Raw genomic sequence first — 22,811 nt, forward strand, 5'->3', positions numbered from 1 at the left:
TGGTGCGGGCCGATCACTCGGCCCGCACCACGACCGGTTCCCACGGCTCGGCCTTGACCTGGAACACCGCGCTGGCCCGTTGCCCGGTGGCGGCTCGGAAGCTGACGGTGGAACCGTTGTGCAACGGCCCGACCTCCAGGTGCTCGACCGGCGGCTCGTCGTCGTACTGCTGGAGCCCGAGCACCCTCGAACCCGGCACCACGGACACGGTGAGCTGCTCGATGACCGCGGGCCCGCCGAAGTAGCTGAGCCGGAACTCGTCGGGCGCCCCGGGCGTGATCGCGAACGTGGGCATCCCCCGCTTGCTGCGCTCGATCGCGATGAGCTCGGTGATCTCGTTGATCTGGGCCGTCGCCTGCTGCGCCGTGAACTGGGCCTCGTCCGCGAGCATGCGCGACGCCGTGGCCTCCTCGGCCGCCTTCCCGACAGCCTCCTCGGCCTTCATGGCGGCCTTCTTGGCCTCCTCGGCGGAGTTCTTCGCCTGGAACGCGCTGGCCGTGGCCTGCTCGACGGCCCGGCGCGCGGCCTGCGCCTCCTCCTGAGCCTTGCCGGCGGCCTGTTCGGCGGCCTTGGCGGCCGTCTGCGCGTGCTTGGCCTCCCGCGCCTGCCACAGGGCGACGGCCATGGCGCACATCGCCACCACGGCGGCGATCACCGCGATCGCGATCATGCCCGCACCCCCAGCGCCGCGAGCTGCCTCCTGGCGAGCTCGTCGATGACGTCGGTGTCGCCCGTCCGCCAAGCCACGGCGGGATCGCCGTCGAACTTGGCGAGCTGCCTGGGACTGAGGCTTGTGAGCGCTCTCAGGGCGAGCAGGTCGGGCTTGTCCCGGAGCCTCGCCGTGTTCGCGGCCTTGCGCGCGTACCGCAGCCGGATCGGCAACCACGTGATCAGCAGGAAGAGGACGGGGATGACGACGATGGCGGCGGCGAGCCAGAACGCGGAGTCCTGGACCACGCCGATCTGCGCGTTGCCCGCACTGGTCAGGGTTTCGCCGGCCTTGCTGCCGTTGCCGAGCGCACCGGCCAGGTCCTCGCCCACGAAGGGCACGCCCTTGGCCTTGGCGGCCGCGTTGGTGAAGACGTCACGGATGCTGCCGCCCGCGTTGACCAGGCCGTCTCCCGGTGCCCTGAGTTCCAGGACCCAGTCGTGGACCGTGGTGGCCACCCAGATCCAGAGGGCGACCCAGCCGACGGCGAGGAGGTCGGCGATCAGTTGACGCGTGAACCTTGCCGGTCTGTCCGCGTACCACTTCATGGTGCGGATCGTGTCACAACGTCAACAGCGGCCCGGCGCGCCGCTGGGCACCCCGGACCGCCGTTGCGACGAACGGATCAGTCGACGACGGCGAGCGCGTCGATCTCCACCAGCAGGCCTGCCGGCAGTCCGACGTAGACGGTCGTGCGGGCGGGCGCCGGGTCGGTGACGAACTCGCCGTACACCTCGTTCAGCTCCGCGAAGTGCGCGGTGTCGGTGAGGTAGACGCGGATCATCACGACGTCGTCGATGGACGCGCCACCGGCGGCGAGGACGGCGTGCAGGTTCGCGAACGTCTGGCGCGTCTGCTCGGCGACGGTGGTGCCGACGATGTCGCCGGACTTCGGGTCGAACGCGACCTGGCCCGCGACCTGCAGGATGTTCCCCTTGCGCACACCCTGCGAGAAACGGGCCACCGGCTGCGGCGCGTCAGCGGTCTTGATCTCAACCTTGGACAACGGAACTCCCTTTATCTCGGAACATAACCGCATTCGACTGATGCAGCTTCGGCGGTGGCCAGCAGGTCGGGCAGGTGCGACAGCAGGCCTTCGTAGTCGAGCAGCACCTTCGGCACGGACATCGACACGGCCGCGAGCACCTCGCCGCGGGCACCCTTGATCGGGGCCGCGATGCAGTGGATGAAGTCCTCGTGCTCGGAGTTGTCGACTGCGTACCCGTTGGCGCGCACGCGGTCCAGCTCGGCCAGGTACGCGGCCGGGCCGAGGATGGTGTTGTCGGTCAGGCGCGGGAACTCCATGCCCGCCAGCACCTTCTGCAACGCGGTCGCGGACAGGTCGGCCAGCAGGATCTTCGCCACGGCCGTGCAGTGCAGCGGCGCGCGGCGGCCGATGCGCGAGTACATGCGCATCTGGTGCCTGGACTCGTACTTGTCGATGTAGATCACCTCACCGTCCTCGTAGGACGCGAGGTGGACGGTGTGGCCCAGGCGGGAGTTGAGGTCTCGCAACGCCGGTTCGGCGGCGCGGCGGACGTCGCGTTCCTCCAGGGCGAGGTTCGCGAGGTCGAAGAGCGCGGTGCCCAGGCGGTAATGGTGCACACCGTCGCGTTGCACGAAGCGGTGCGACTCCAGCGTGCGCAGCAACCGCAGCGTCGTCGACTTGTGGACGCCGATCACGCCGGACAGCTCGTCCAGCGTCTTCGGGCCCGTCGCGAGCTGGTTCACCAGGGTGAGCGCTCTGTCGAGACTCTGGCTCATTCAGACCTCCAGGCGGGCGGACGCCCAGGTTCGCGGGTCGGCGTGCAGCAGCGGAACCGTCACGTCGTCCGCCAAAGGATCTCCGACGTCCTCGGCGGTGAGCAACGCGGACGCCGCCTGCAGGTGCCCGGCGCGCAACCGCACCGACGGGGACTCCCCCGCCAGGGTGGCCGCGAGGAAGCCCGCCGCGAACGCGTCGCCCGCGCCCACCGGTTCCACGACCTCGACCTTCAGCGCCGGCTCGAAGTACGACGACCCGCCTTCGAGCAGCGTCGCGCCGTCCGCGCCCTGCTTCACCACCAGTGAGGCGGGACCGGGCAGGAGCTTGCGCAGCCGGGACGGGTCACCCGTGCCCCAGACGAGTTCCGCCTCGTCGGAGCCGGCCAGCACGACGTCGGCCATGTCCGCGAGTTCCCGCAGCACGCGCGGGTCGCGGTCGGTCCACAGCGCCGGGCGCCAGTTCAGGTCGAACGAGATCCGGAACCCGTGCCGCGGCCGGCGCAGCAGCTCGCGCATCAGCGCGAGGCACGAGTCGGACAGGGCGGGCGTGATCCCGCTGAGGTGCACCAGCTTCACCTCGTCCAGGCCGAGCCGGTCGATCATCTCGAGGCCCATGCCGGACGCCGCCGAACCGCGCCGGTAGTAGCGCACCGGACTGCCGTGCGGCGAGGCCTCCTTGACGTACAGGCCGGTTGGGCGAGTCGGGTCGACCCGCACCCCGGACACGTCGACGCCGAAGCCGCCCACGGTGTCGAGCACCGCCAGCCCGAACGAGTCGTCGCCCACGGCGCTGACCCAGGACGACCGCACGCCGAGGCGCGTCAGGTGCACGGCGACGTTGGACTCGGCGCCCCCGACGGCCCTGTGCCAGGTTCGCACCAGGTGCACGGGACCGGGTTCTGCCGGAACCATCATCACCATGGTCTCGCCGAGACACACGACACCGCCGACGTGATCGAACCGCATGCGCGCTCCAGAGGTGTTCGTTGACGGCGGCGAGACCGAATGCTACACAACTCAGCATCACATCGCGCAATGGGAGTTGCAAAATATGCAACATCTGATGGAGATGGACCTCACGGCCGTCGCGGACATCAGGTCGGAACGGATCAACTGGCGCTTCAAGGGCCTGCCGTCGAGCACGTTCGGCTCGACCATCGGCGAGGTCGCGGACCAGCGTCTCGACCTGTTCGCCGACGAGTTCGTCGGACCGCTCGTCGTGCTGGACGCCGACGCGTTGACGCACAACCTGACGACGATGTCGAAGTGGTGCGACAACCACGGCGTCAAGCTGGCACCGCACGGCAAGACGACGATGGCACCGCAGCTCTTCCAGCGGCAGATCGAGCACGGCGTCTGGGGCATCACCGCCGCCAACGCGTCGCAGTTGCGGGTCTACCGGGCCTTCGGCGTCTCGCGGATCCTGCTGGCGAACCAGCTGCTCGACCCGGCCGCGCTGCGCTGGCTCGTCCGCGAGCTGGACGGCGATCCGGGCTTCGAGTTCAGCTGCTGGGCCGACTCCGAGGCCGGGGTCGCGCTGATGACCGAGACGCTGCAGGAGTTCCAGCCGTCACGGCCGGTCGACGTGCTGGTCGAGCTCGGTGCGCCAGGCGGCCGGACCGGCGCGCGTGACCTGGAGACCGCAATGGCGGTCGCACGGGCTGTGGACCAGAGCCCGGTGCTGCGCCTGGTGGGCGCGGGCGGTTACGAGGGCGCGCTGGCGCACGACGCGTCCGAGACGTCCAAGTCCGTTGTGGGCGGTTACCTCGACGACCTGCGCACGCTCGTGCTGCGCCTGTCCGACGGCGGCCTGCTCGACGAGTTGGACTCGGTGATCGTCACGGCGGGCGGCAGCGCGTACTTCGACCAGGTGGCGGCGACGCTGTCGCAGCCGTGGCCGATGCCGGTGACGCCGGTGCTGCGCAGCGGTGCGTACATCACGCACGACGACGGGTTCTACCGCGGGATCTCGCCGTTCTCCCGGATCGACGGGGTGGAGCCGTTCCGAAGTGCCCTGCGAGCCTGGGCCCAGGTGACGTCACGGCCGCAGCGCGACCTGGCGTTGCTGACGATCGGCAAGCGCGACGCGTCGTTCGACGAGGGCCTGCCGGAACCGCAGCTCGTGCGCCGCGGTGACGGCGCGATCGCCCCGCTGGCCCAGGCGGAGGTCACCGCGCTGAACGACCAGCACGCGTTCCTCAAGCTCGGTCCCGAGGCCACGGTCCGCGTCGGCGACTGGATCGGGCTCGGCCTGTCGCACCCCTGCACCGTGTTCGACAAGTGGCAGCTGATCCCGGTCGTGCAGGGCACCACCGTGGTCGACCTGATCCGCACCTACTTCTAGAAGGAGTGCACCGATGGACGACGTCGTCCTGCGCGGACCACTGATCGCCGACGGCACGGGCGCACCCGCCTACCAGGCGGATGTGGGGATCAAGGACGGCAAGATCTCCTCGATCGGTGACGGGATCTCGGCCACCCGCTCGATCGACGCGGACGGGCTGGTGCTCGCGCCGGGGTTCATCGACATGCACTCGCACTCGGACCTGCGGATCCTCGCCGAACCGGATCACCTGGCGAAGGTGTCCCAGGGTGTCACGACCGAGGTGCTCGGCCAGGACGGCCTGTCCTACGCGCCGGTGAACGACGAGGTGCTCGCGACGTTGCGCGGCCAGCTCGCCGGGTGGAACGACGACCCGCCGGGCTTCGACTGGAACTGGCGCTCGGTCGGCCAGTACCTCGACCGGCTCGACCAGGGCATCGCGGTGAACGCCGCGTACCTGGTGCCGCAGGGGACGCTCAGGATGCTCGCCGTCGGCTGGGACGACCGGCCGGCGACCGAGGCCGAGATGCTCGTCATGAAGAACAAGCTCGCGAAGTCGTTGGTGGAGGGCGCTTTCGGCATGTCCTCCGGGCTGACCTACACACCGGGCATGTACGCGGACACGTCCGAACTCGTGCAGCTCTGCGAGGTCGTCGGCAACTACGGCGGCTTCTACAGCCCGCACCACCGCAGCTACGGCGCGGGCGCGCTGGAGGCGTACGCCGAGATGGTGGACGTCTCGAAGCGCTCCGGCTGCCCGTTGCACCTCGCGCACGCCACGATGAACTTCCCGGTGAACAAGGGCAGAGCGCCCGAACTGCTGGCGTTGCTGGACGACGCGATCGCCGGGGGCGCGGACATCTCGCTCGACACCTACCCGTACCTGCCCGGCGCCACCTACCTGAGCGCGCTGCTGCCTTCGTGGGCCACGGAGGGCGGTCCGGACAGCGCGCTGGCAAGGTTGTCCGATGTGGACACCCGCGAACGCATCCGCGAGGAGATCGAGGAGACGGGTTCGGACGGCTGCCACGGCGTGCCGGTCGACTGGGACTCCATCGAGATCAACGGCGTCCGCAACGACCGCAACGCGCACCTGGTCGGTGCCAGCGTGCTGCAGTCCGCGGCACGGCTCGGGCGCAACCCGGCCGATCTGTACTTCGACGTGTTGGTCGACGAGCGGATGGGTACCTCGTGCCTCATGCACGTGGGCCACGAGGAGAACGTGCAGGCGATCATGAAACATCCGGCGCACACCGGTGGCTCCGACGGGCTGCTGGTCGGCGACCGGCCACATCCGCGCGCGTGGGGGACGTTCCCCCGGTACTTCGCGCGCTACGTCCGCGAACTGGGCGTGCTGAGCCTGGAGGAGTGCGTCGAGCACCTCACCGGCCGCGCGGCCCAGCGTTTGCGGCTCACCGACCGGGGTCTGGTCCGCGAGGGCTACGCGGCCGACCTGGTGCTGTTCGACCCCGAGACGATCGCCGACACGGCGACGTTCGACGAGCCGCGACAGCAGGCCGCCGGCATCCCGTACGTGTTCTGCAACGGGGTGACGGTGATCGACGACGGAACCGCCACCGGCTCATTGCCAGGCCATTCACTCAGGAGCCGCCCGTGATCGACTGGTTGCAACACTCAACAGGGGGCTTGCTCACCCTCGCGGTAGTCAGCATCGCGGTGCTGCTGCTACTGATCATCAAGTTCAAGGTCGAGCCGTTCATCGCGCTGATCGTCGTCGCGCTGCTCGTCGCCCTGCTGGCGGGCGTGCCGGTGGAGCAGCTGGTCGGGTCGGCGCAGAAGGCCTCGGACTCGTTGCTGGAGAAGGGCTTCGGCTCGATCCTCGGGCACATCGCCGCGATCATCGGACTCGGCACGTTGCTGGGCGCGATCCTCGAGGCGTCCGGTGGCGCACAGGTCCTGATGGACAAGCTGATGAACGCGTTCGGCGAGAAGAAGGCGCCGGTCGCGATCGGTCTCGCCGGCCTGATCTTCGGTGTGCCGGTCTTCTTCGACATCGGCATCTTCGTGCTGGCGCCTCTGGTCTACGTGGCGGCGAAGCGGTCCGGCAAGTCGATCGTGCTGTTCGCCATGCCGTTGCTGGCAGGCCTCTCGGTCATGCACGCGTTCATGCCACCGCACCCCGGACCGGTGGCGGCGGCCGGTCTGCTGGGGGTGTCCCTCGGCTGGATCATCATCATGGGTCTCGCGGTGGCGCTCCCGTCCTGGTTCGTCGGCGGTGTCCTGTACTCGTACTGGATCGGCAAGCGCATCAACGTGCCCGTCCCGGAGGAGATGCTGGCCGCGGCCGAGGCCGCCCGCTCGGAGAACGGCGGCGACGACCGCGACCCGCCGTCACTCGGCCTGGTGCTCTCGATCATCGGCCTGCCGCTGGTGCTGATCCTGGCCGGCACGTTCGGCTCGATCCTGCTCACCAAGGGCTCGAAGCTGTACTCGATCGCCACGTTCTTCGGCACGCCCGCGGTGGCGCTGACGATCTCGGTGCTGCTCGCGTTCTGGCTGCTGGGTTTCCGGCGCGGCATGACCCGCGAGAAGGTCGCGGAGCTGTCCGCCGCGTCGCTGAAGCCGGTCGCGATGATCCTGCTCGTGGTCGGTGCCGGTGGCTTCTTCGGCGCCGTGCTGGCCGCGACGGGCATCGGCAAGACGCTGGCGAACGAGCTGTCGGGCATCGGCCTGCCGGTGATCGCGCTGGCGTACGTGATCAGCTGTGTCATCCGCATCGCGCAGGGTTCGGCGACGGTCGCGATCGTGACGACCGCGGGCATCGTGGCACCGGTGCTGGCGGACCTGAACTACTCGCAGCCGCAGCTCGCGCTCGTCGTGATGGCCATCGCGTCCGGTTCGATCATCGCCTCGCACGTGAACGACGGCGGGTTCTGGATCGTGTCGCGGTACTTCGGGCTGTCGGTGAAGGAGACGCTGCAGTCGTGGACGGTCCTCGAGACCATCCTCTCGGTGGTCGGTTTCGTGGTGGCCGCAGTGCTCAGCCTGATCGTCTAACCAGACAGAACTCAACAATCTCCAACGCTTGACATCGCGAGTTCCGCACCTGAGGATCGGCACAATGTTCATTTGTGTTTGATGTGGACGGGGCCCGCATGAGCAACACGGAGGTCGTGCACCTGCACGACGACACCTCCAGCGTCGTCATCACCCTCGCGGGCGCGAGCCTGCCGGTCGTGACGCACTGGGGGCGCACGCTCGGAGACGTCGGCCAGACCGCACTGCGCGGTCTGGCCGACGCCGTGTCGTGGACCAACCCGAACAACGCGCCGGACGCACCCGTGCCGCTCGCGCTGCTGCCCGACGCCGGTGCCGGGTACGTCGGCCGGCCCGGACTGCGCGGCCACCGCGGCGGCTCGGACTTCGCGCCCGCGCTGACGGTGACGTCGTTCGGCGTCGAGGACGACTCGATCTTCCGGTACGTGGCGTCGGACGAGGCCGCTGGACTGACCGTGACCGGCACCTTGGAGCTGCTGCCGTCCGGGATGCTGCGCCTGCGCCACGTCGTCCGCAACGACGGCGAGACGCCGTACTCGTTGGAGGGCCTGGAAACCGCGCTCCCCATCCCCTCGCACGCCACCGAACTGCTCGACTTCACCGGCCGCTGGAGCCGCGAGCGCGCGCCACAACGGCAGGCGTTGCAGTACGGGTCCTGGGTGCGCGAGAGCCGGCGCGGCCGCACCGGGCACGACGCGACGATCGGGTTGCTGGCGGGCACGCCGGGGTTCTCGTTCCGCGACGGCGAGGTGTGGGCGCTGCACGTGGCGTGGAGCGGCAACCACGTGACGTACGCGGAGAACCTGGTCGACGGTTCTCCCGTCCTGGGCGGCGGTGAGCTGCTGCTGCCGGGCGAGATCCTCCTCGAAGCGGGCCAGGAGTACGAGTCGCCGTGGATCTACGCGGCGTACTCGAGCGAGGGCGTCGACGGCATCAGTGCCGCGTTCCACCAGCAGTTGCGGGAACGCAAGCTGCGCCCGCGCCCGGTCGTGCTCAACACGTGGGAGGCGGTCTACTTCGACCACGACCTCGCGCGCCTGACCTCGCTGGCCGACACCGCCGCCGGCATCGGCGTGGAGCGGTTCGTGCTGGACGACGGCTGGTTCCGGCACCGCCGCGACGACTCCGCAGGTCTCGGTGACTGGTTCGTCGACGAGACGGTGTGGCCGGACGGGCTGACTCCGTTGATCAAGCACGTCCGCGCGCTGGGCATGGAGTTCGGGCTGTGGTTCGAGCCCGAGATGGTCAACACGGACTCGGACCTCTACCGCGCCCACCCGGACTGGGTGCTCGGGCCACGCCCCGGTGTGCTGCCACCGCCGTCGCGCAACCAGCAGGTGCTGAACATCGCGCATCCCGAGGCGTACGCGTACATCCTCGACCGCGTGTCGTCCGTGCTGGCGGACAACGACATCGCGTTCGTGAAGTGGGACCACAACCGCGACCTGATCGGCTCGCGCGTCCACGAGCAGACGGCCGCGTTCTACCGGTTGCTCGACGAACTGCGGCTGCGGCACCCGCACGTGGAGATCGAGAGCTGCTCGTCCGGTGGCGCGCGGATCGACCTCGGGGTGCTCTCGCGCACCGACCGCGTGTGGACGTCGGACTGCAACGACGCCCTGGAGCGCCAGCTGATCCAGCGGTGGACCGGCGTGTTCCTGCCGCCGGAGCTGATGGGCGCGCACGTCGGGCCGACCAAGTCCCACACGACCGGACGCGTGCACGACCTGTCGTTCCGGGTGGCCACGGCGATGTTCGGGCACTTCGGGATCGAGTGGGACATCAACTCGGCCACCGACGAGGAACGTGCCGGGCTGCAGGCCTCGATCGAGTACTACAAGGACGTGCGGTCGTTGGTGCACACCGGTGTCACGGTGCACTCCGACCACCCGGACCCGGCTGCCTGGGTGCACGGGATCGTCGCCCCCGACCGGTCCGAGGCGCTGTTCGGGTACGTGCAGCTCACGACGTCGACGCAGAACAAGCCACGCCGGGTGCGGCTGCCCGGGCTCGACCCCGCGCGGACGTACCGGGTGTCGTTCGACGCTCCGGCCGGACATCCCTCGCTGTGTCAGCGCCGACCGGCGGACTGGACGTCGGTGGACCTGCCCGGCTCCGTGCTCTCGGAGGTCGGGATCCAGCTGCCGGTGCTCGAACCGGAGCAGGCACTTCTGCTGCGCCTCAAGTGAAAGAAGGGCCCCGGCGGAGATCCGCCGGGGCCCTTCCTCTCCCCTCTACTGGCCGGCGCGACCTCCGTCGGCCTTGGTGGCCCACCACTTTCCGCCAACACCCTGCCCGTTGGCATCACCGCAGACCTCGTCCCCTGCGAACAGGTACTGCGGCCACCCCGCGATGGTGAGCTGTTTCTTCCCGTCCCGCTCGATCGTCCCCACGAGCGAGGCGTCCACGCCCTGCACCTGGAAGCCCTCGCTGACGAAGGCGGGCGGCCACTGCACCGCGCAGTCGCCGGAGCAGTTGCTCGTCGGCGGTTCCGCGGTGTCGTCGTCGAACCGGTAGAGCGTCATGCCGTCGGAGTCGGTGGCGACGACGCCGAGATCCGCGACGGTCGCGCTGGTCAACGCGATCGCCTTGTTCTGCTGGGCCTTCTTGCCGTCCGTGGCGGTGGCGAACCACTTCGGCACCGTGGCGCCCTTGGCCTCACCGGGTTTGCTGTCGTTCTTGAACGTGTACTGCGGCCAGCCCGCGACCGTGAGCTGCTTCTTGCCGTCCTCGCGGTCGACCGTGCCGAGCAGCTTCGGGTCGACGCCCTTCACCCGCGGCGTGCCGCCCTCCACGACCACCGGAGGCCAGGCCTCGGCGCAACCACCGTCGCAAGTGGACGTCGGAGGCTGGGCCGTGTCGCCGTCGAACCGGTAGAGCGTGAGGCCCGCGTTGTTGGTCAGCACCGCGCCGAGCCCGGCGACGACACCGGTTCGTGCCGCGAGCTGGGTGCGGGCACCGTTGGAGCCGGTGGCGAACCACTTGCCCTGCAGGCCCTGCCCCTTGGTCTCGCCGGGCTTGGTGTCCTTGGCGAACCGGTACTGCGGCATGCCGTCGACGGTGAGCTGACGGCTGCCGTCCTTGCGGACGATCGACCCGACCAGTCCCTGGTCGACGCCTTCCACCGAGAAGTTCTCACCGGAAACCGTGGCGGGCGGCCAGTTCGCGGCGCACTCACCCTCGCAAGTGGACTCTCCCGGTTTGTCGCCCTCGAAGCGGTAGAGGGTGAGCCCCTGGTCGTCGGTGACGACCGGACCGAGGTCCGCGATCTCCGCGATCTTCAGCGCCACAACGCCTTCCTGCTGCTGTGCCACCGGCTTGCTCTCCGGTGTCCCCGCGCAGGCGGTCAGCGAGATCAGCCCCAACGCGACGACCGCAACGCTCTTGCGGATCATCTTGAACCTCCTGGCTCGTGGCCCTCCAACGCCCAACACACGCAGAGGAGGCCAGAACGGTTCAAACTTTTTTCTAGAACATCGCGCGCTTCAACGCGGGCACCGCCGCGGCCGTCCTGAGTACCGTGCGGAACAGGGTCCGCGAGACCGGGCCGCCCTCCGCGAACTGCTTCGCGGCCCGCAGCGAGTCACGGACCGCCGCGAACCCGTACTCGTACATCTCCGCCTCGTACCGGGCGATCGCGTCACCGCCCTCGGCGATGCACCGCGCGAGCAGCTGCGCGTCCCTGAGCGCGACGTTGGCCCCGACACCTCTCATCGGCGTCATCGCGTGGATGGCGTCGCCGAGCAACGTGACGTTCGTGCTCTCCCAACGCCCGATCGGTTTCGAAGACCTGATGCGCCACTCGCTGACCGTGTCCGGGTGCGAGGACTCCACGATCCTGCGCAGGTCAGGACTCCATCCGTTGATCCTCCTCAGCACCTCGGACTGCATGCCGTTGGTGATGTCGAGGTCCTTGGCGGCGTACGCCCACATCAGGTACGGACGCACGTTGTCGAACAGGACGCCGTCGTCGTCGGAGTAGCCCAACCCGTCGTGCGCCACCAGGAACATGCCGCACGGGCTGGTCGGGATGATCGAGTTGGCCCTGATGAGCAGCCGCCCGGGAATCCAGTCGTGCTCGTCGAGGAAGAGCTTCCCCGCGACCGCGGTGATCCCGACCTCCTCGGTTCCCGCGTGCGGCAGGTACTGGCCGCGCACGCGGGAACGGATGCCGTCCGCGCCCACGAGCACGTCGCACTCGGCGGTCGTGCCGTCCTCGAAGTGCAGGGTGATGGCGCCACCGTTGTGCTCGTAGCGCTCGAACCGCTTGCCGAACCGGACGTCCAGCCCGTCGAGCAGCACCTGCCGGAGCGTGATCCTGCTGGCGGAGTAGTGCTTCTCCTCGTCCGGATCGAGCACGAGCAACGGCGTGAGCTGCTCGGTCAGGAAGCCGAACCCGTTCTCACTCGCTCCCGCGCTCTGCTCGAACCGCGCCCAGTTCTTCGCCGGTAAGCACTCTCTCAACGCAGCGGCACCGTGCGGGTTGATGTGCACCCGGTACCCCTGCAGGCGGTCCGTGCGCGAGAGATCGCGCTCGTACACCGCCACGTCCACGCCGGCCTTGCGCAACCCGTGCGCCAGGCACAGCCCGCCGATTCCCCCACCGATCACTGCGATCCTCATGCCTCCGAGTTTCAACCGCTTGGTTGATTAAGTCAACCCGTTGGTTGAAAGTAGGCCGTCGGCTACCGTGTCGCCGTGGATCAACGCCGCTCTCCCAGCGCCTCGGAACGCAAGCGCGACCCGGAACGCACGCGGGCCCTGCTGCTGGAGGCGGCCGCGGCGGAGTTCGGCGCGAAGGGGTACGCGGCCACGCGCACCACGGACATCGCGGCGCGGGCGGGTGTCAACAAGCAGCTCATCTCGTACTACTTCGGTGGCAAGGAAGGCATCTACAAGGAGCTCGCCACGAGTTGGCACTCCTCGGCGGCCGAGCTGGCGAGCCGGAGCCAGGCGCTGGACGAGGTGGTGGCGGGGTTCGTGATGACCACGCTCACCGACCACGGCCGCATGTGGGCGTGGGCGAACCTGGCCGGCGACAGCCCACCCACCGACGAGGAGTTCTTCCAGGCTCAGGTGGAGCAGATGCGCGCGCGTCAGGCCGCCGGCGAGCTGCCGGACGGGATGGACCCCGCGTTCCTGCTGCTGGCCCTGATGGCGGCGGCCTCGGCGCCGTTGACGCTGCGGCAGAGCGCGGGCCAGATCACCGGCGAGGATCCCGCGACGCCCGAGTTCGCGGCGAAGTACGCGCAGCAACTGGGGTTGCTCGTGCGGCACCTGTCTGCGCGAACCTGACTTCCTTTCCCCCCAAACTCTGTACCGTTTTCGCATGGACGAGATCAGGCATCCCGTCGACGCGGCCAACAAGCTGCCTACGACGACGTCTGATGCGATCGAGAAGGCGCACGGGGAACTGGCGGAACCCGCCGACTCCAAGTACACGGTGAACCTGGGCAAGGCCAAGGGCGTCATCGTCGGCGACAACGCCCGGCAGTGGAACACCTTCTGGGAACTGCCGAAGAGCGTGCGGCGGCTGCTGGTCGTCCTGCTCGCCGGAGTCCTGATCGTCAGCACGAGTTTCGTCGTGGTGCGGTGGATCGTCCCGATGTTCGCACCCATCTACAAGACGACGTTCCTGATCGACGCCGCCGAAGGCGACCTCGCCAGTGTCACCAGCGCGTTGACGACCGTCGTCGGGAACTCGGGTGAGCGCGATTCGCAGTCGTTGCGCAGTTTCGGCGGCGAGTGCGGCTCCGCGGAGAACACCACGCAGCTCGTCGGGTTCGGCACCGGCAACAGGCAGGAGATCGCGGAGGCCGCGCGGTCCGTGCGGCAGGGCACCAAGGCCACGTTGCAGCGCGGGATAGTCGAGGCGGTCGCCGACTTCACCACGCCGCTCTCGCTGAAAGCCAGGCAGGTCAACAGGATCATCGTCGTGACCAGGCACGGCGAGGACGCCTGCGACCCCGACTCCGAGTTCGTCCAGACCCAGATCCGGGACCGGGTCGAGGCAGCCGGGCTGTCGATCGAGTTCCGGTTCATCGGCTACCAGGTCAGCGACGACGGCGACGAGCTGACGCGGCTGGCCACCCAGCTCGAGCAGCAGGAACCGACGTTCACGAACTCACCGGAAGAGCTGAAGCGCGTCTTGGCCTGGTTCACCACGATCGAGCCGGTGCTGCGGTCCTCGCAGGCGGTCGTCAGCGTGCTGAACCCGACCGTCGACGAGCTCAACTCGGCCACCGAGGCGATCAAGAACGGCCGGTTCGACCTCGCCGACGCCGCGATGACGGAGGCCAGGAACGCGGTCGTCGACATCCAGATCGAGGACCTCGACGGCCGCACCGGGTCGTCCGACGCGGTCCGGATGCGGGACATGGCGGTCCGGCTGCGCGCACTGCAGGAGAAGGTGATCGAGGCCGCGGAGGCGTTGCTCGGCGCGGCCCGTTCGGGGCGGAACCTCGCGGAACCGCTCGCCGTCTACTCCTCGGCCGCCAACGCGTACAACGCCGAGGCGCGGAACATGACGGACGCGCTGACCGCACTGCGCGCCCTGGGCCCGGGAGGAACGCGGTGAAACGCTGGTGGCTGGCGGCGGGAGCCGTCGTGCTGGTGCTGGGCCTGACCACCGGCGGGCTGTGGGTGTTCCTGACTCCGGCCCACCGCACGACCTTCCTCGTCGACGCCTCCGAGTCGTCCGCCGACTTCCGCGAGGTGGCCGAGGCCGTCGGCGCGGCCGCCTCGAACATGTCGGCCGACGACTCGCTGGCGCTGCGGAAGTTCGGCGGCTCGTGCGACTCCGCGAACACCTCGGAACTGGTCACCCCCGGCACAGGGCAGGCGACCGAGATCGGTGACGCCGTTCGCGCGATCACCCCGAGCGGCAGGGCGACGTTGCTCAGCGGTGTCCTCGCCGCGATCGACGACTTCGCGCGCACCTACCCGTTGCGCGGGTCCGAGACCAACCACGTCGTGGTGATCGCCCGCGGCGACGCCGACGCGTGCGGCAAGAGTGCCGACGAGGTGCGCTCGATCATCGCCGACCACACCGCGCGGGCCGGCGTGAAGATCGGCTTCCGGTTCGTCGGGCACCAGCTCACCCCGGAGCAGGCCAAGGTCCTCAGTGCGATCGCCGAGGCGTCCGATGCCGGGCAGCCCCGTCTCACCAAGACCTCCGCCGAACTCGTCACCGCGGTGAAGGAGGTCTCCATCCCGACGGGTCTGGTGGCGCAGCAGGTGAAGGTCTCCGCGTGCGACGAGGTGACCCTGGAGGTGCTCCAGCCCTTGCACCCGTTGAAGGACCAGCAACAACTCCCCGCACGCCTCACCTCGCTGAACTGCCGGCAGGACCGTTTCGTGCTGGCTCAGGCGGATATCGCCCCCGATCTCGGCGGCATCGTCCAGCCGGTCCTGTTCGAGTTCAAGGACGAGGCATGGCACTTCGTGGAGTCCAGCTTCCACATCTCCTGCGGCGCCGTGCCCGAGGAGGTGTGGAAGCAGTGGGGTGTGGGCTGCGTGCGTGAGCCGGTCATCTGCCGTGACAGCCTGCCGAAGGTGATCGATGTCGACGGGGTCGGGTGTCCTGCGGCCCTCGACATCACCCAACGCTACGAGGCGGCGATCAAGGCAGGTGAGCCTCAGGGGCAGGGCCTGTTCTGGGGCACCGCCGAGTGGTCGTGCGCCTGGCCCTACGAGGACGGCTACTCCCACGCCGGCACACCGCTGAAGTGCACGCGGACGACGGACCAGAAGGTCGTGCGCATCGGTGAGTACGAGCGTTAGGACTCGCGGCTCGCGGCCTTCTCCTCGAGGGCCTGCTTGAGGCCCTTGAAGCCGCCGCGCATCATCATGTCGTGGTTGCCGCGGAAGAACGGCTTGGCGATCAGCACCAGGCGCCTCAGCAGCGCCTTGTTGACCACCACCTCCTGGTCGAACAGGAGGTCGGTGCCCCCGTCGCGGCCGGTGATCTCCCAGCTCGCGTAGCCCTCGAGGTCGCCGGACAGCGTCGCCCGGAGCAGGCCCGCCTGCTGGTTGCGGATGCTGTGCCTGACCTGCACGACGAGGTCGAACGGCAGGAACGACCGGCATCTGATCTCGCCGGTCTCGTCGTCGATCTTCGTGGCTTTCCGGACCTCGCGCCACCACAGCGGGTAGTTCGCGATGTCGGACAGCACCTCGTACACATCGGCTGGAGGCGCGTCGACGTGCCACACGCTGTGGAAGCGATAGCGGTTGAGTGGCACGGCCGCCATCATCCCGGATACCTCGTCCGAGTGACAGGTCCTCGACCAATCTCACAGACGACCGGGAAATTCCCCACCGGGTGTACTACGGCTCTAGCGGGACTCCAGGGCCCCACTAGGCCGCAGGTGTTCACTTGTCGACTAGATGAGGAAGCCGTTCCAGGGTCCGCAACCAGCTGACAGCCGCGACGCGACGGAGTGCCTGCTCCGACGAGTCGAGCGCCTCCACGAGGCTGAAGGGGTACGCCACGGGCTCCCCGCGCGACGCCTGAAGGGCGCGCTCGCGGTGGGCCAGCGCATCGAGTGGAATCATCACCCTGCTGCCGACACCTCCTCGTTTTCGAGCACCTGCAGCAAGAACTGCCCCGTGTAGCTCTTCTCGACCTGCGAGACCTGCTCGGGCGTGCCCTCTGCTACGACCATACCGCCGCCGGAGCCCCCTTCGGGACCCATGTCGACGATCCAGTCGGACGTCTTGATGACGTCGAGGTTGTGCTCGATGACGATGACGCTGTTCCCCTTGTCCACCAGGCCGTTGATCACGCCCAGCAGCTTGCGGATGTCCTCGAAGTGCAGGCCCGTCGTGGGCTCGTCGAGGATGTACACCGTCTTGCCCGTCGAGCGCTTCTGCAGCTCTGAGGCGAGCTTCACGCGCTGCGCCTCACCACCGGACAGCGTCGGCGCCGGCTGGCCCAGCCGCACGTAGCCCAGACCGACCTCGACCAGCGTCTTCAGGTGGCGGTGGATGGCGTTGATCGGTTCGAAGAACGTCGCGGCCTCCTCGATCGGCATGTCGAGGATCTCGGAGATCGTCTTGCCCTTGTAGTGCACTTCCAGCGTCTCGCGGTTGTACCGCGCGCCCTTGCAGACCTCGCAGGGCACATACACGTCCGGGAGGAAGTTCATCTCGATCTTGATCGTGCCGTCGCCCGCGCACGCCTCGCAGCGGCCGCCCTTGACGTTGAAGGAGAAGCGGCCCGGCTGGTAACCGCGGACCTTCGCCTCCGTGGTCGCCGCGAACAGCTTGCGGACGTGGTCGAACACGCCGGTGTAGGTGGCCGGGTTCGACCGCGGGGTGCGGCCGATCGGCGACTGGTCGACCCGCACCAGCTTGTCGACCTCGTTCAGGCCGTTGATGCGGGTGTGCCGGCCCGGCACCTGGCGCGCGCCGTTGAGCTTGTTCGCGAGCACCGTGGCCAGGATGTCGTTGACCAGCGTCGACTTGCCCGAGCCGGACACGCCCGTGACCGCGGTCAGCGTGCCGAGGGGGAACGAGACGTCGATGCCGCGCAGGTTGTGCTCGCGCGCGCCGATGACCGTGAGCTGGCGCTTCTTGTCGATCTTGCGGCGCTTGGCGGGCATCGGGATCGACTTGCGGCCCGACAGGTAGGCGCCGGTCATCGACTCCTTGTTCGTGAGCAGCTTCTTGTACGGGCCGCTGTGCACGACCTTGCCGCCGTGCTCACCGGCGCCGGGGCCGATGTCGACCACCCAGTCCGACGCGCGGATCGTGTCCTCGTCGTGTTCGACGACGATCAGCGTGTTGCCCAGGTCGCGCAGCCTCGTCAGCGTCTCGATGAGGCGGTGGTTGTCGCGCTGGTGCAGGCCGATCGACGGCTCGTCCAGCACGTACAGCACGCCGACCAGACCGGAACCGATCTGCGTGGCGAGCCGGATGCGCTGCGCCTCACCGCCGGACAGGGTGCCGGACGCGCGGTCGAGCGAGAGGTAGTCGAGGCCGACGTCGAGCAGGAAGTGCAGGCGGGCCTGGATCTCCTTGAGCACCGCGCCCGCGATCATCGACTCGCGCTTGCCGAGCTTGAGGCCGTCGAGGAAGTCGGAGCACTCCGACACGCTCATCGCGCAGACCTCGGCGATCGAGCGGTCACCCTTCTTGCCGTGGTGCAGCGTGACGGCGAGGATCTCGGGCTTCAGGCGGGTGCCGGAACACGCGGGGCACGGGACCTCGCGCATGTAGCCCTCGTACTTCTCCCGCATGTAGTCGGACTCGGTCTGCTCCTGGCGCCGTTCGAGGAACGGGATGACGCCCTCGTAGTTGGCGTAGTAGGAGCGCTCACGGCCGTAGCGGTTCTTGTAGCGGACGTGCACCTGCTCGTCGATGCCGTGCAGGATCGCCTTCTGCGCCTTGGCGGGCAGGTGCCGCCACTGCGTGTCCATCCGGTAGCCGATGGTCTCGCCGAGCGACTGCAGCAGCCGGGTGAAGTACTCCGCCGTCTGCCCGCCGGCCCACGGCGCGATGGCGCCCTCTTCGAGGCTCAGCTCGTCGTCGGTGACCACGAGCTCCGGGTCGACCTCCTTGCGCACGCCGATGCCCGTGCAGACCACGCACGCGCCGTACGGCGAGTTGAAGGAGAACGACCGCGGCTCCAGGTCCTCGATCGCGAGCGGGTGGCCGTTCGGGCACGCCAGGTTCTCCGAGAAGCCCCTGATCCGCTTCGGGTCGGTCTCCGGGAGGTCGACGAACTCGAGCTCGACCAGGCCGTCCGCGAGCCGCAGCGCCGTCTCGACCGAGTCGGTGAGGCGCTGCTTGGAGGAGGCCTTGACGCTCAGGCGGTCGATGACGACCGCGATGTGGTGCTTCTCCTGCTTCTTGAGCTTGGGCACGTCGGCGAGCGCGTAGACGACACCGTCGACCTTCGCGCGCGAGTAGCCCTGCCCCTGCAGGTTCTGGAACAGGTCGACGTACTCGCCCTTGCGGCCGCGGATGACCGGCGCGAGCACCTGGAACTTGACGCCCTGCTCCATCGCGAGCACCTGGTCGACGATCTCCTGCGGCGTCTGCTTGCCGATCGCCTCGCCGCACTGCGGGCAGTGCGGCTTGCCGGCGCGGGCGTAGAGCAGGCGCAGGTAGTCGTAGACCTCGGTGATGGTGCCCACGGTCGAACGCGGGTTGCGGCTCGTGGACTTCTGGTCGATCGAGACCGCGGGCGAGAGGCCCTCGATGAAGTCGACGTCGGGCTTGTCCATCTGCCCGAGGAACTGGCGCGCGTAGGCCGAGAGCGACTCGACGTACCGGCGCTGCCCCTCGGCGAAGATCGTGTCGAAAGCCAGGCTCGACTTGCCGGAGCCGGACAGCCCCGTGAAGACGATCAGGCTGTCCCGCGGCAGGTCGATATCCACGCCGCGCAGGTTGTGCTCGCGGGCGCCGCGAACAACAAGACGGTCTGCCACTGGGGTCCCTTCGGCTGCGATCGGCGGGTCACTCACGCCACACTCTCCCGAACAAGCGTTCGAAGAGTACTAGCATCGGTTCGGAGGCTGCGACCGACCCGCCGACCATGCTAGGTCGCACCCCCGACAAAAACGGTTCCGGTGGCTATCGCATTCCCCTGAGCTGGGATTACCCATAGGCTGGACGCTTCGATCACGAGCCTCAACGTCGGGGAGAGGCAGCACATGACCTACACGCCGTCCACGCAGCACACGTCCGTACCTGCGCCGCGAGGGGTGCCGGATCGGCACATCACCGCGGTGCGCGAGGCGACGGACGTGCTGTACGAGGTCGTCGAGGAACTGGACGAGGCCGCCGTGCGCGGCGCGTCGCTGCTCCCCGGCTGGACCCGCGGACACGTCATCACCCACCTCGCGCGCAATGCCGACGCGTTGGTGAACCTGCTCACCTGGGCCAAGACCGGGGTCGAGCACGAGGCCTACGCCTCGCGCGCGGACCGGGACGCCGACATCGAGGAGGGTTCCCACCGGCTGCTCCAGGTAATCAGGGCCGACCTGGACTCCGCCTGCCAGCGGTTCGACGTCGCGTGCCGCGAGTTCCCGGCGCACGCGTGGCGTTCGGAGGTCACCGCGCCCAAGGGCCAGACGATCCCGGCGTCCGCGGTGCCGTGGTTCCGGCTGCGGGAGATCTGGATCCACCTCATCGACCTGAACGCCGGCGTCGGCTTCGGCGACCTGCCCGCCGACTTCGTGGAGGAGTTCCTCGACGACGCGGTGAAGCAGTTCGAGGGCAGGGTCGACCCGTTCGGCATCGAGGTGACCCTGCCCGACGGCAGTCAGCGCATCTGGGCGCTCAACGGCCCTGCCAGCCGCAACTCCGTCAGCGGGTCGGCGAGCGCCGTCCTGGGGTGGCTGACCGGCAGGACCGACGGGTCCGACCTGCGCGGAGAGTTGCCGGACCTGCCCGACTGGGTCTGAGTGAGCAGCCTGTAGGCGGGGCGTTCGACGAACTTCGTCATCGCCCAGCCGAGCACCAGCGCCGAGGTGACGAAGCCGGCCAGGAGCCACCAGGACCGCAGCCCAACGGCGTGCATGCGGTCCATCACCACGGTGCCGATCTGCTGGTGCACCAGGTAGACGCCGTACGAGATGCCGGCGAGCCACGTGATCGGCTTGGCGACCGGGCTGAAGAACACCCAATCGGGCCCCGCGGCCGCCGCGCACACCATGAGCAACAACACGGCGAAGCCGAGCGTCGATCCGTACTCGGTCGTGTGAATCGCCTGCGCGATCAGGGTGGCCACGAGGAGCGCGGCCAGGTGCGGCGTCTTCAACCTGTCCTTGTGCCACAGCCAGATCGCGATGCCGGCGGCGAACAACTGCGCGCGGTGCAGCGCGAACCCGTTGTAGATGGTGAACAACGTGTGCGAGTGGTCCAGCAACGGCCGCAGCAGCAGCGGCGTGACGATGAGCGCCCACAGGAAGACGCGCAGCCGTGTGCCTCTCAGCACCTTCACGAGCACGGCACCGGCGATGAACGCGGCGATCTGCACCGGCACGGTCCAGTAGGCGAAGTCGACGATGTTGACGTCCGGCATCCACTGGTTGATCAGCAGCAGGTTGTAGACGACGTCCCTGGCGTCGAGCTGGCTCCACCCCTCGGGCGCGATCCATCTCTGCACCGCGTAGGTGAGCAGCACCGCCGCCATGTACGCGGGCAGCAGTCTGGCGAGTCTTCTCCACAGGAACCGCCCTGGTCTGCCGCTGTCGAGCGAGGCACAGGCGAAGAACGCCGAGACGACCATCAACGTGCTGGCGCCCATCGACATCGGGAAGGTGAACGGCAACGGCCCGAGATCGGGGTGGCTGCTGACGCTCGTGAGCGTGGCGTGGTGGAGCAACACGCACCCGATGGCGACGACGCGAAGGACGTCCCAGCTGACCCTGCGGGCCGTCCGGGGCTGCTGTCGTTGCGCTGGAATCACGAGAGGCGGGGACCTGTTCGTTTGGTGCTTTCGGAGTACTCGGGCTTGAAGGCTTGATCCTTACTTACCCTATGAGTGAGACCTGTATGCAACCTGAAGGTGTGCGTCCCGCCGCATCGAGCGACTACCGTCAGCCACCGTGGACGTACTCGAGAACTACACCGGTCACGTCGATCCAGAGGGCCCCGCGTCCCGCCGCACCCTGGACGCCCTGACCATCACGAAGATCTCCGTCGGTCCGATGGACAACAACGCCTACCTGCTGGTTTGCCGGTCCACGAACGAGGCGTTGCTCATCGACGCGGCCAACGACCACGAGCGCCTGTCGGACCTGCTGGGCTTCAGCCCGGACCGCCCGAGGCTGCGCACGATCGTGACGACGCACCAGCACGCCGATCACTGGCAGGCACTCGGAGCACTGGCGGGAGCCCACGGCACCAACACCGTGGCGCACGAACTGGACGCCGCCGTCCTCCCGGTCCCACCGGACGTCCTCGTGGACCACGGCGACACCATCAACGTGGGAGAAGTCCCGCTCTCGATCATCCACCTGCGGGGCCACACGCCGGGCTCGATCGCCGTCGTCTACGACGACCCGGCGGGCCACCCGCACCTCTTCACCGGAGATTCACTCTTTCCGGGGGGTGTGGGGAAGACCACGTCCGCCGACAACTTCGCGTCGCTGATCAACGACGTCGAGGACCGGCTGTTCGCGGTGCTGCCGGACGACACGTGGTTCTACCCCGGTCACGGCGACGACTCGACGCTCGGCAAGGAGCGTCCTTCGCTTGCGGAGTGGCGTTCGCGAGGCTGGTGACTCTTGGCGCGGAGAGCCCGATTCGTTCGGGCTCTCCCACAGCCGCGTTCAGACCTCGATGATCGTGACCATGCCATCAAGTCCGGTGAAGTCCGCGGCGTTCCGCGTATAGAGCGGCAATCCGCGTGACGACGCGACAGCTGCGATCATCAGATCCATCCGCCGGGGCTTCGGATTCCGGTTCGCCTCCATCGTGAGCGCGACCAACGTGCCGTATCGGGCGGCCGCCTGACCGTCGAACGGCAGCGGCTCGAAGTCCACGATCGCCGCGCCGAGCTTCTCAGTGCGTGCGGCCCTGGACGCCGCGTCCTTGGCCATCGCAACCCCCTGGTGCAACTCCGCCATCGTGACTGCGGTGAGTTCGGGGATCTCCGGCAGTCCGGCCGGGTCAAGAAGACCGAGGTCGATGTAAACACAGGTGTCGAGCACACCGGATTCGGGTCGTTCAGCCACGGTCGCGCTCCAACGGATCGAAGTCGCCCACGCGGTCTTCGTAGCCGAAGAACTCATCGGCTTCCTGACGCATGCGGCCGTGGTCGACCCGAGGCAGGGTCCGGTGCCGTTCGACGAGTTCCTCAGCCGTCAGCCGACGACGGCGAGGCAAGGGCCGGAGTTCGGCGACCTCAACCCCGTTCCGCGTCACGTGGTACGTCTCGCCCGCCTCCACTGCGTCCATGACCGCCGCGGAGTGGTTGCGGAATTCCCGCTGGCTGATGACCTTCACACGTTCAAGTGTAGCCCTGTGTAGCACGTGGTGCTA

The 22,811-nt window shown here is 68.6% G+C and carries 21 protein-coding genes and 1 pseudogene; 9 read left to right on the forward strand and 13 right to left on the reverse strand.

The features are described from left to right. Positions 1-13: 13 nt before the first annotated feature. The 5 genes from PV646_RS00175 to PV646_RS00195 all read right to left on the reverse strand — a co-directional run bounded on the left by PV646_RS00175 (position 14) and on the right by PV646_RS00195 (position 3,439). Entirely contained in the window at positions 14-670 is a 657-nt protein-coding gene (locus PV646_RS00175; protein ID WP_500339391.1) for a hypothetical protein, read from the reverse strand. After that, on the reverse strand, positions 667-1,257 hold the full coding sequence (locus PV646_RS00180) for a hypothetical protein (protein ID WP_500339392.1): 591 nt from the start codon (positions 1,255-1,257) through the stop codon (positions 667-669). Before PV646_RS00180 ends, PV646_RS00175 begins: the two co-directional genes overlap by 4 nt. A 77-nt stretch (positions 1,258-1,334) precedes the next feature. Continuing rightward, on the reverse strand, positions 1,335-1,715 hold the full coding sequence (locus tag PV646_RS00185) for a RidA family protein (protein ID WP_189159655.1): 381 nt from the start codon (positions 1,713-1,715) through the stop codon (positions 1,335-1,337). An 11-nt stretch (positions 1,716-1,726) separates the two neighbouring features. Further along, positions 1,727-2,473 carry an IclR family transcriptional regulator gene (locus tag PV646_RS00190; protein ID WP_500339393.1) on the reverse strand — a complete coding sequence of 249 codons (747 nt, stop codon included), beginning with the start codon at positions 2,471-2,473 and terminating at the stop codon, positions 1,727-1,729. Further along, entirely contained in the window at positions 2,474-3,439 is a 966-nt protein-coding gene (locus PV646_RS00195; RefSeq protein ID WP_500339394.1) for a sugar kinase, read from the reverse strand. It lies immediately after the preceding gene. Positions 3,440-3,536: 97 nt separating this feature from the next. On the opposite strand from PV646_RS00195, the gene PV646_RS00200 reads away from it, so the two are divergent. The 4 genes from PV646_RS00200 to PV646_RS00215 all read left to right on the forward strand — a co-directional run bounded on the left by PV646_RS00200 (position 3,537) and on the right by PV646_RS00215 (position 10,003). Continuing rightward, entirely contained in the window at positions 3,537-4,817 is a 1,281-nt protein-coding gene (locus tag PV646_RS00200) for an amino acid deaminase (RefSeq protein ID WP_500339395.1), read from the forward strand. A gap of 13 nt (positions 4,818-4,830) precedes the next feature. After that, positions 4,831-6,414 carry an N-acyl-D-amino-acid deacylase family protein gene (locus tag PV646_RS00205; protein ID WP_500339396.1) on the forward strand — a complete coding sequence of 528 codons (1,584 nt, stop codon included), beginning with the start codon at positions 4,831-4,833 and terminating at the stop codon, positions 6,412-6,414. Continuing rightward, entirely contained in the window at positions 6,411-7,814 is a 1,404-nt protein-coding gene (locus PV646_RS00210; protein WP_500339397.1) for a GntP family permease, read from the forward strand. Before PV646_RS00205 ends, PV646_RS00210 begins: the two co-directional genes overlap by 4 nt. Positions 7,815-7,912: 98 nt before the next feature. Next, a complete protein-coding gene (locus PV646_RS00215) occupies positions 7,913-10,003 on the forward strand; it encodes an alpha-galactosidase (RefSeq protein WP_500339398.1) in 2,091 nt (696 codons plus the stop codon). 45 nt (positions 10,004-10,048) lie between these two features. On the opposite strand, the gene PV646_RS00220 is transcribed toward PV646_RS00215, so the two are convergent. Both PV646_RS00220 and PV646_RS00225 read right to left on the reverse strand, forming a co-directional pair. Continuing rightward, entirely contained in the window at positions 10,049-11,209 is a 1,161-nt protein-coding gene (locus tag PV646_RS00220; RefSeq protein WP_500339399.1) for a hypothetical protein, read from the reverse strand. Between the two features lie 73 nt (positions 11,210-11,282). Further along, a complete protein-coding gene (locus tag PV646_RS00225; protein WP_500339400.1) occupies positions 11,283-12,437 on the reverse strand; it encodes an FAD-dependent oxidoreductase in 1,155 nt (384 codons plus the stop codon). A 75-nt stretch (positions 12,438-12,512) separates the two neighbouring features. Here PV646_RS00225 and PV646_RS00230 point away from each other — a divergent pair, with 75 nt between their 5' ends. Genes PV646_RS00230 through PV646_RS00240 form a run of 3 tightly spaced genes read left to right on the forward strand, consistent with a single transcriptional unit; the run spans position 12,513 to position 15,596 of the window. Then, positions 12,513-13,109 (forward strand): TetR/AcrR family transcriptional regulator, encoded by a 597-nt coding sequence (locus PV646_RS00230; protein ID WP_500339401.1) that lies wholly within the window; start codon positions 12,513-12,515, stop codon positions 13,107-13,109. Positions 13,110-13,143: 34 nt separating this feature from the next. Beyond that, complete coding sequence (locus PV646_RS00235) at positions 13,144-14,391, forward strand: hypothetical protein (RefSeq protein WP_500339402.1); 1,248 nt, start codon at positions 13,144-13,146, stop codon at positions 14,389-14,391. Continuing rightward, positions 14,388-15,596, forward strand: a complete 1,209-nt coding sequence (locus PV646_RS00240) for a vWA domain-containing protein (RefSeq protein ID WP_500339403.1) — start codon at positions 14,388-14,390, stop codon at positions 15,594-15,596. The genes PV646_RS00235 and PV646_RS00240 overlap by 4 nt, the downstream gene beginning before the upstream one ends. On the opposite strand, the gene PV646_RS00245 is transcribed toward PV646_RS00240, so the two are convergent. The 3 genes from PV646_RS00245 to uvrA form a co-directional block, all read right to left on the reverse strand. Continuing rightward, positions 15,593-16,057 (reverse strand): SRPBCC family protein, encoded by a 465-nt coding sequence (locus PV646_RS00245; RefSeq protein WP_500339404.1) that lies wholly within the window; start codon positions 16,055-16,057, stop codon positions 15,593-15,595. The genes PV646_RS00240 and PV646_RS00245 overlap by 4 nt on opposite strands. A gap of 130 nt (positions 16,058-16,187) precedes the next feature. Then, positions 16,188-16,370, reverse strand: coding sequence for a hypothetical protein (locus tag PV646_RS00250; protein ID WP_189159666.1), 183 nt, complete (start codon positions 16,368-16,370; stop codon positions 16,188-16,190). Further along, a complete protein-coding gene (gene uvrA / locus PV646_RS00255; RefSeq protein ID WP_500339405.1) occupies positions 16,370-19,249 on the reverse strand; it encodes an excinuclease ABC subunit UvrA in 2,880 nt (959 codons plus the stop codon). Before uvrA ends, PV646_RS00250 begins: the two co-directional genes overlap by 1 nt. Before the next feature lie 225 nt (positions 19,250-19,474). Here uvrA and PV646_RS00260 point away from each other — a divergent pair, with 225 nt between their 5' ends. Next, positions 19,475-20,227: a maleylpyruvate isomerase family mycothiol-dependent enzyme gene (locus tag PV646_RS00260; RefSeq protein WP_500339406.1), complete on the forward strand. Its 753-nt coding sequence runs from the start codon at positions 19,475-19,477 to the stop codon at positions 20,225-20,227. Positions 20,228-20,274: 47 nt separating this feature from the next. Here the strand turns inward: PV646_RS00260 and PV646_RS00265 are convergent. Further along, positions 20,275-21,234: pseudogene (locus PV646_RS00265) on the reverse strand (acyltransferase family protein); the annotation flags it as partial. A 139-nt stretch (positions 21,235-21,373) separates the two neighbouring features. Between PV646_RS00265 and PV646_RS00270 the strand changes: the two are divergent. Beyond that, on the forward strand, positions 21,374-22,051 hold the full coding sequence (locus tag PV646_RS00270; RefSeq protein WP_500339407.1) for an MBL fold metallo-hydrolase: 678 nt from the start codon (positions 21,374-21,376) through the stop codon (positions 22,049-22,051). Positions 22,052-22,099: 48 nt separating this feature from the next. Here PV646_RS00270 and PV646_RS00275 read toward each other — a convergent pair whose 3' ends face one another. Both PV646_RS00275 and PV646_RS00280 read right to left on the reverse strand, forming a co-directional pair. Further along, a complete protein-coding gene (locus PV646_RS00275) occupies positions 22,100-22,504 on the reverse strand; it encodes a type II toxin-antitoxin system VapC family toxin (protein ID WP_500339408.1) in 405 nt (134 codons plus the stop codon). Beyond that, on the reverse strand, positions 22,497-22,775 hold the full coding sequence (locus tag PV646_RS00280) for a type II toxin-antitoxin system Phd/YefM family antitoxin (protein ID WP_500339409.1): 279 nt from the start codon (positions 22,773-22,775) through the stop codon (positions 22,497-22,499). Before PV646_RS00280 ends, PV646_RS00275 begins: the two co-directional genes overlap by 8 nt. Between the last annotated feature and the right edge of the window lie 36 nt (positions 22,776-22,811).

Source organism: Streptomyces sp. ID05-26A (genome assembly GCF_033794685.1).
Classification (GTDB): Bacteria; Actinomycetota; Actinomycetes; order Mycobacteriales; family Pseudonocardiaceae; genus Lentzea.

What these genes read in the sequence shown, in the direction of transcription:
- PV646_RS00175 (WP_500339391.1), bottom strand. Translation starts at nt 670, where the DNA reads ATGATCGCGATCGCGGTGATCGCCGCCGTGGTGGCGATGTGCGCCATG.
- PV646_RS00180 (WP_500339392.1), bottom strand. Translation starts at nt 1,257, where the DNA reads ATGAAGTGGTACGCGGACAGACCGGCAAGGTTCACGCGTCAACTGATC.
- PV646_RS00190 (WP_500339393.1), bottom strand. Translation starts at nt 2,473, where the DNA reads ATGAGCCAGAGTCTCGACAGAGCGCTCACCCTGGTGAACCAGCTCGCG.
- PV646_RS00195 (WP_500339394.1), bottom strand. Translation starts at nt 3,439, where the DNA reads ATGCGGTTCGATCACGTCGGCGGTGTCGTGTGTCTCGGCGAGACCATG.
- PV646_RS00200 (WP_500339395.1), top strand. Translation starts at nt 3,537, where the DNA reads ATGGAGATGGACCTCACGGCCGTCGCGGACATCAGGTCGGAACGGATC.
- PV646_RS00205 (WP_500339396.1), top strand. Translation starts at nt 4,831, where the DNA reads ATGGACGACGTCGTCCTGCGCGGACCACTGATCGCCGACGGCACGGGC.
- PV646_RS00215 (WP_500339398.1), top strand. Translation starts at nt 7,913, where the DNA reads ATGAGCAACACGGAGGTCGTGCACCTGCACGACGACACCTCCAGCGTC.
- PV646_RS00220 (WP_500339399.1), bottom strand. Translation starts at nt 11,209, where the DNA reads ATGATCCGCAAGAGCGTTGCGGTCGTCGCGTTGGGGCTGATCTCGCTG.
- PV646_RS00225 (WP_500339400.1), bottom strand. Translation starts at nt 12,437, where the DNA reads ATGAGGATCGCAGTGATCGGTGGGGGAATCGGCGGGCTGTGCCTGGCG.
- PV646_RS00235 (WP_500339402.1), top strand. Translation starts at nt 13,144, where the DNA reads ATGGACGAGATCAGGCATCCCGTCGACGCGGCCAACAAGCTGCCTACG.
- PV646_RS00250 (WP_189159666.1), bottom strand. Translation starts at nt 16,370, where the DNA reads ATGATTCCACTCGATGCGCTGGCCCACCGCGAGCGCGCCCTTCAGGCG.
- PV646_RS00260 (WP_500339406.1), top strand. Translation starts at nt 19,475, where the DNA reads ATGACCTACACGCCGTCCACGCAGCACACGTCCGTACCTGCGCCGCGA.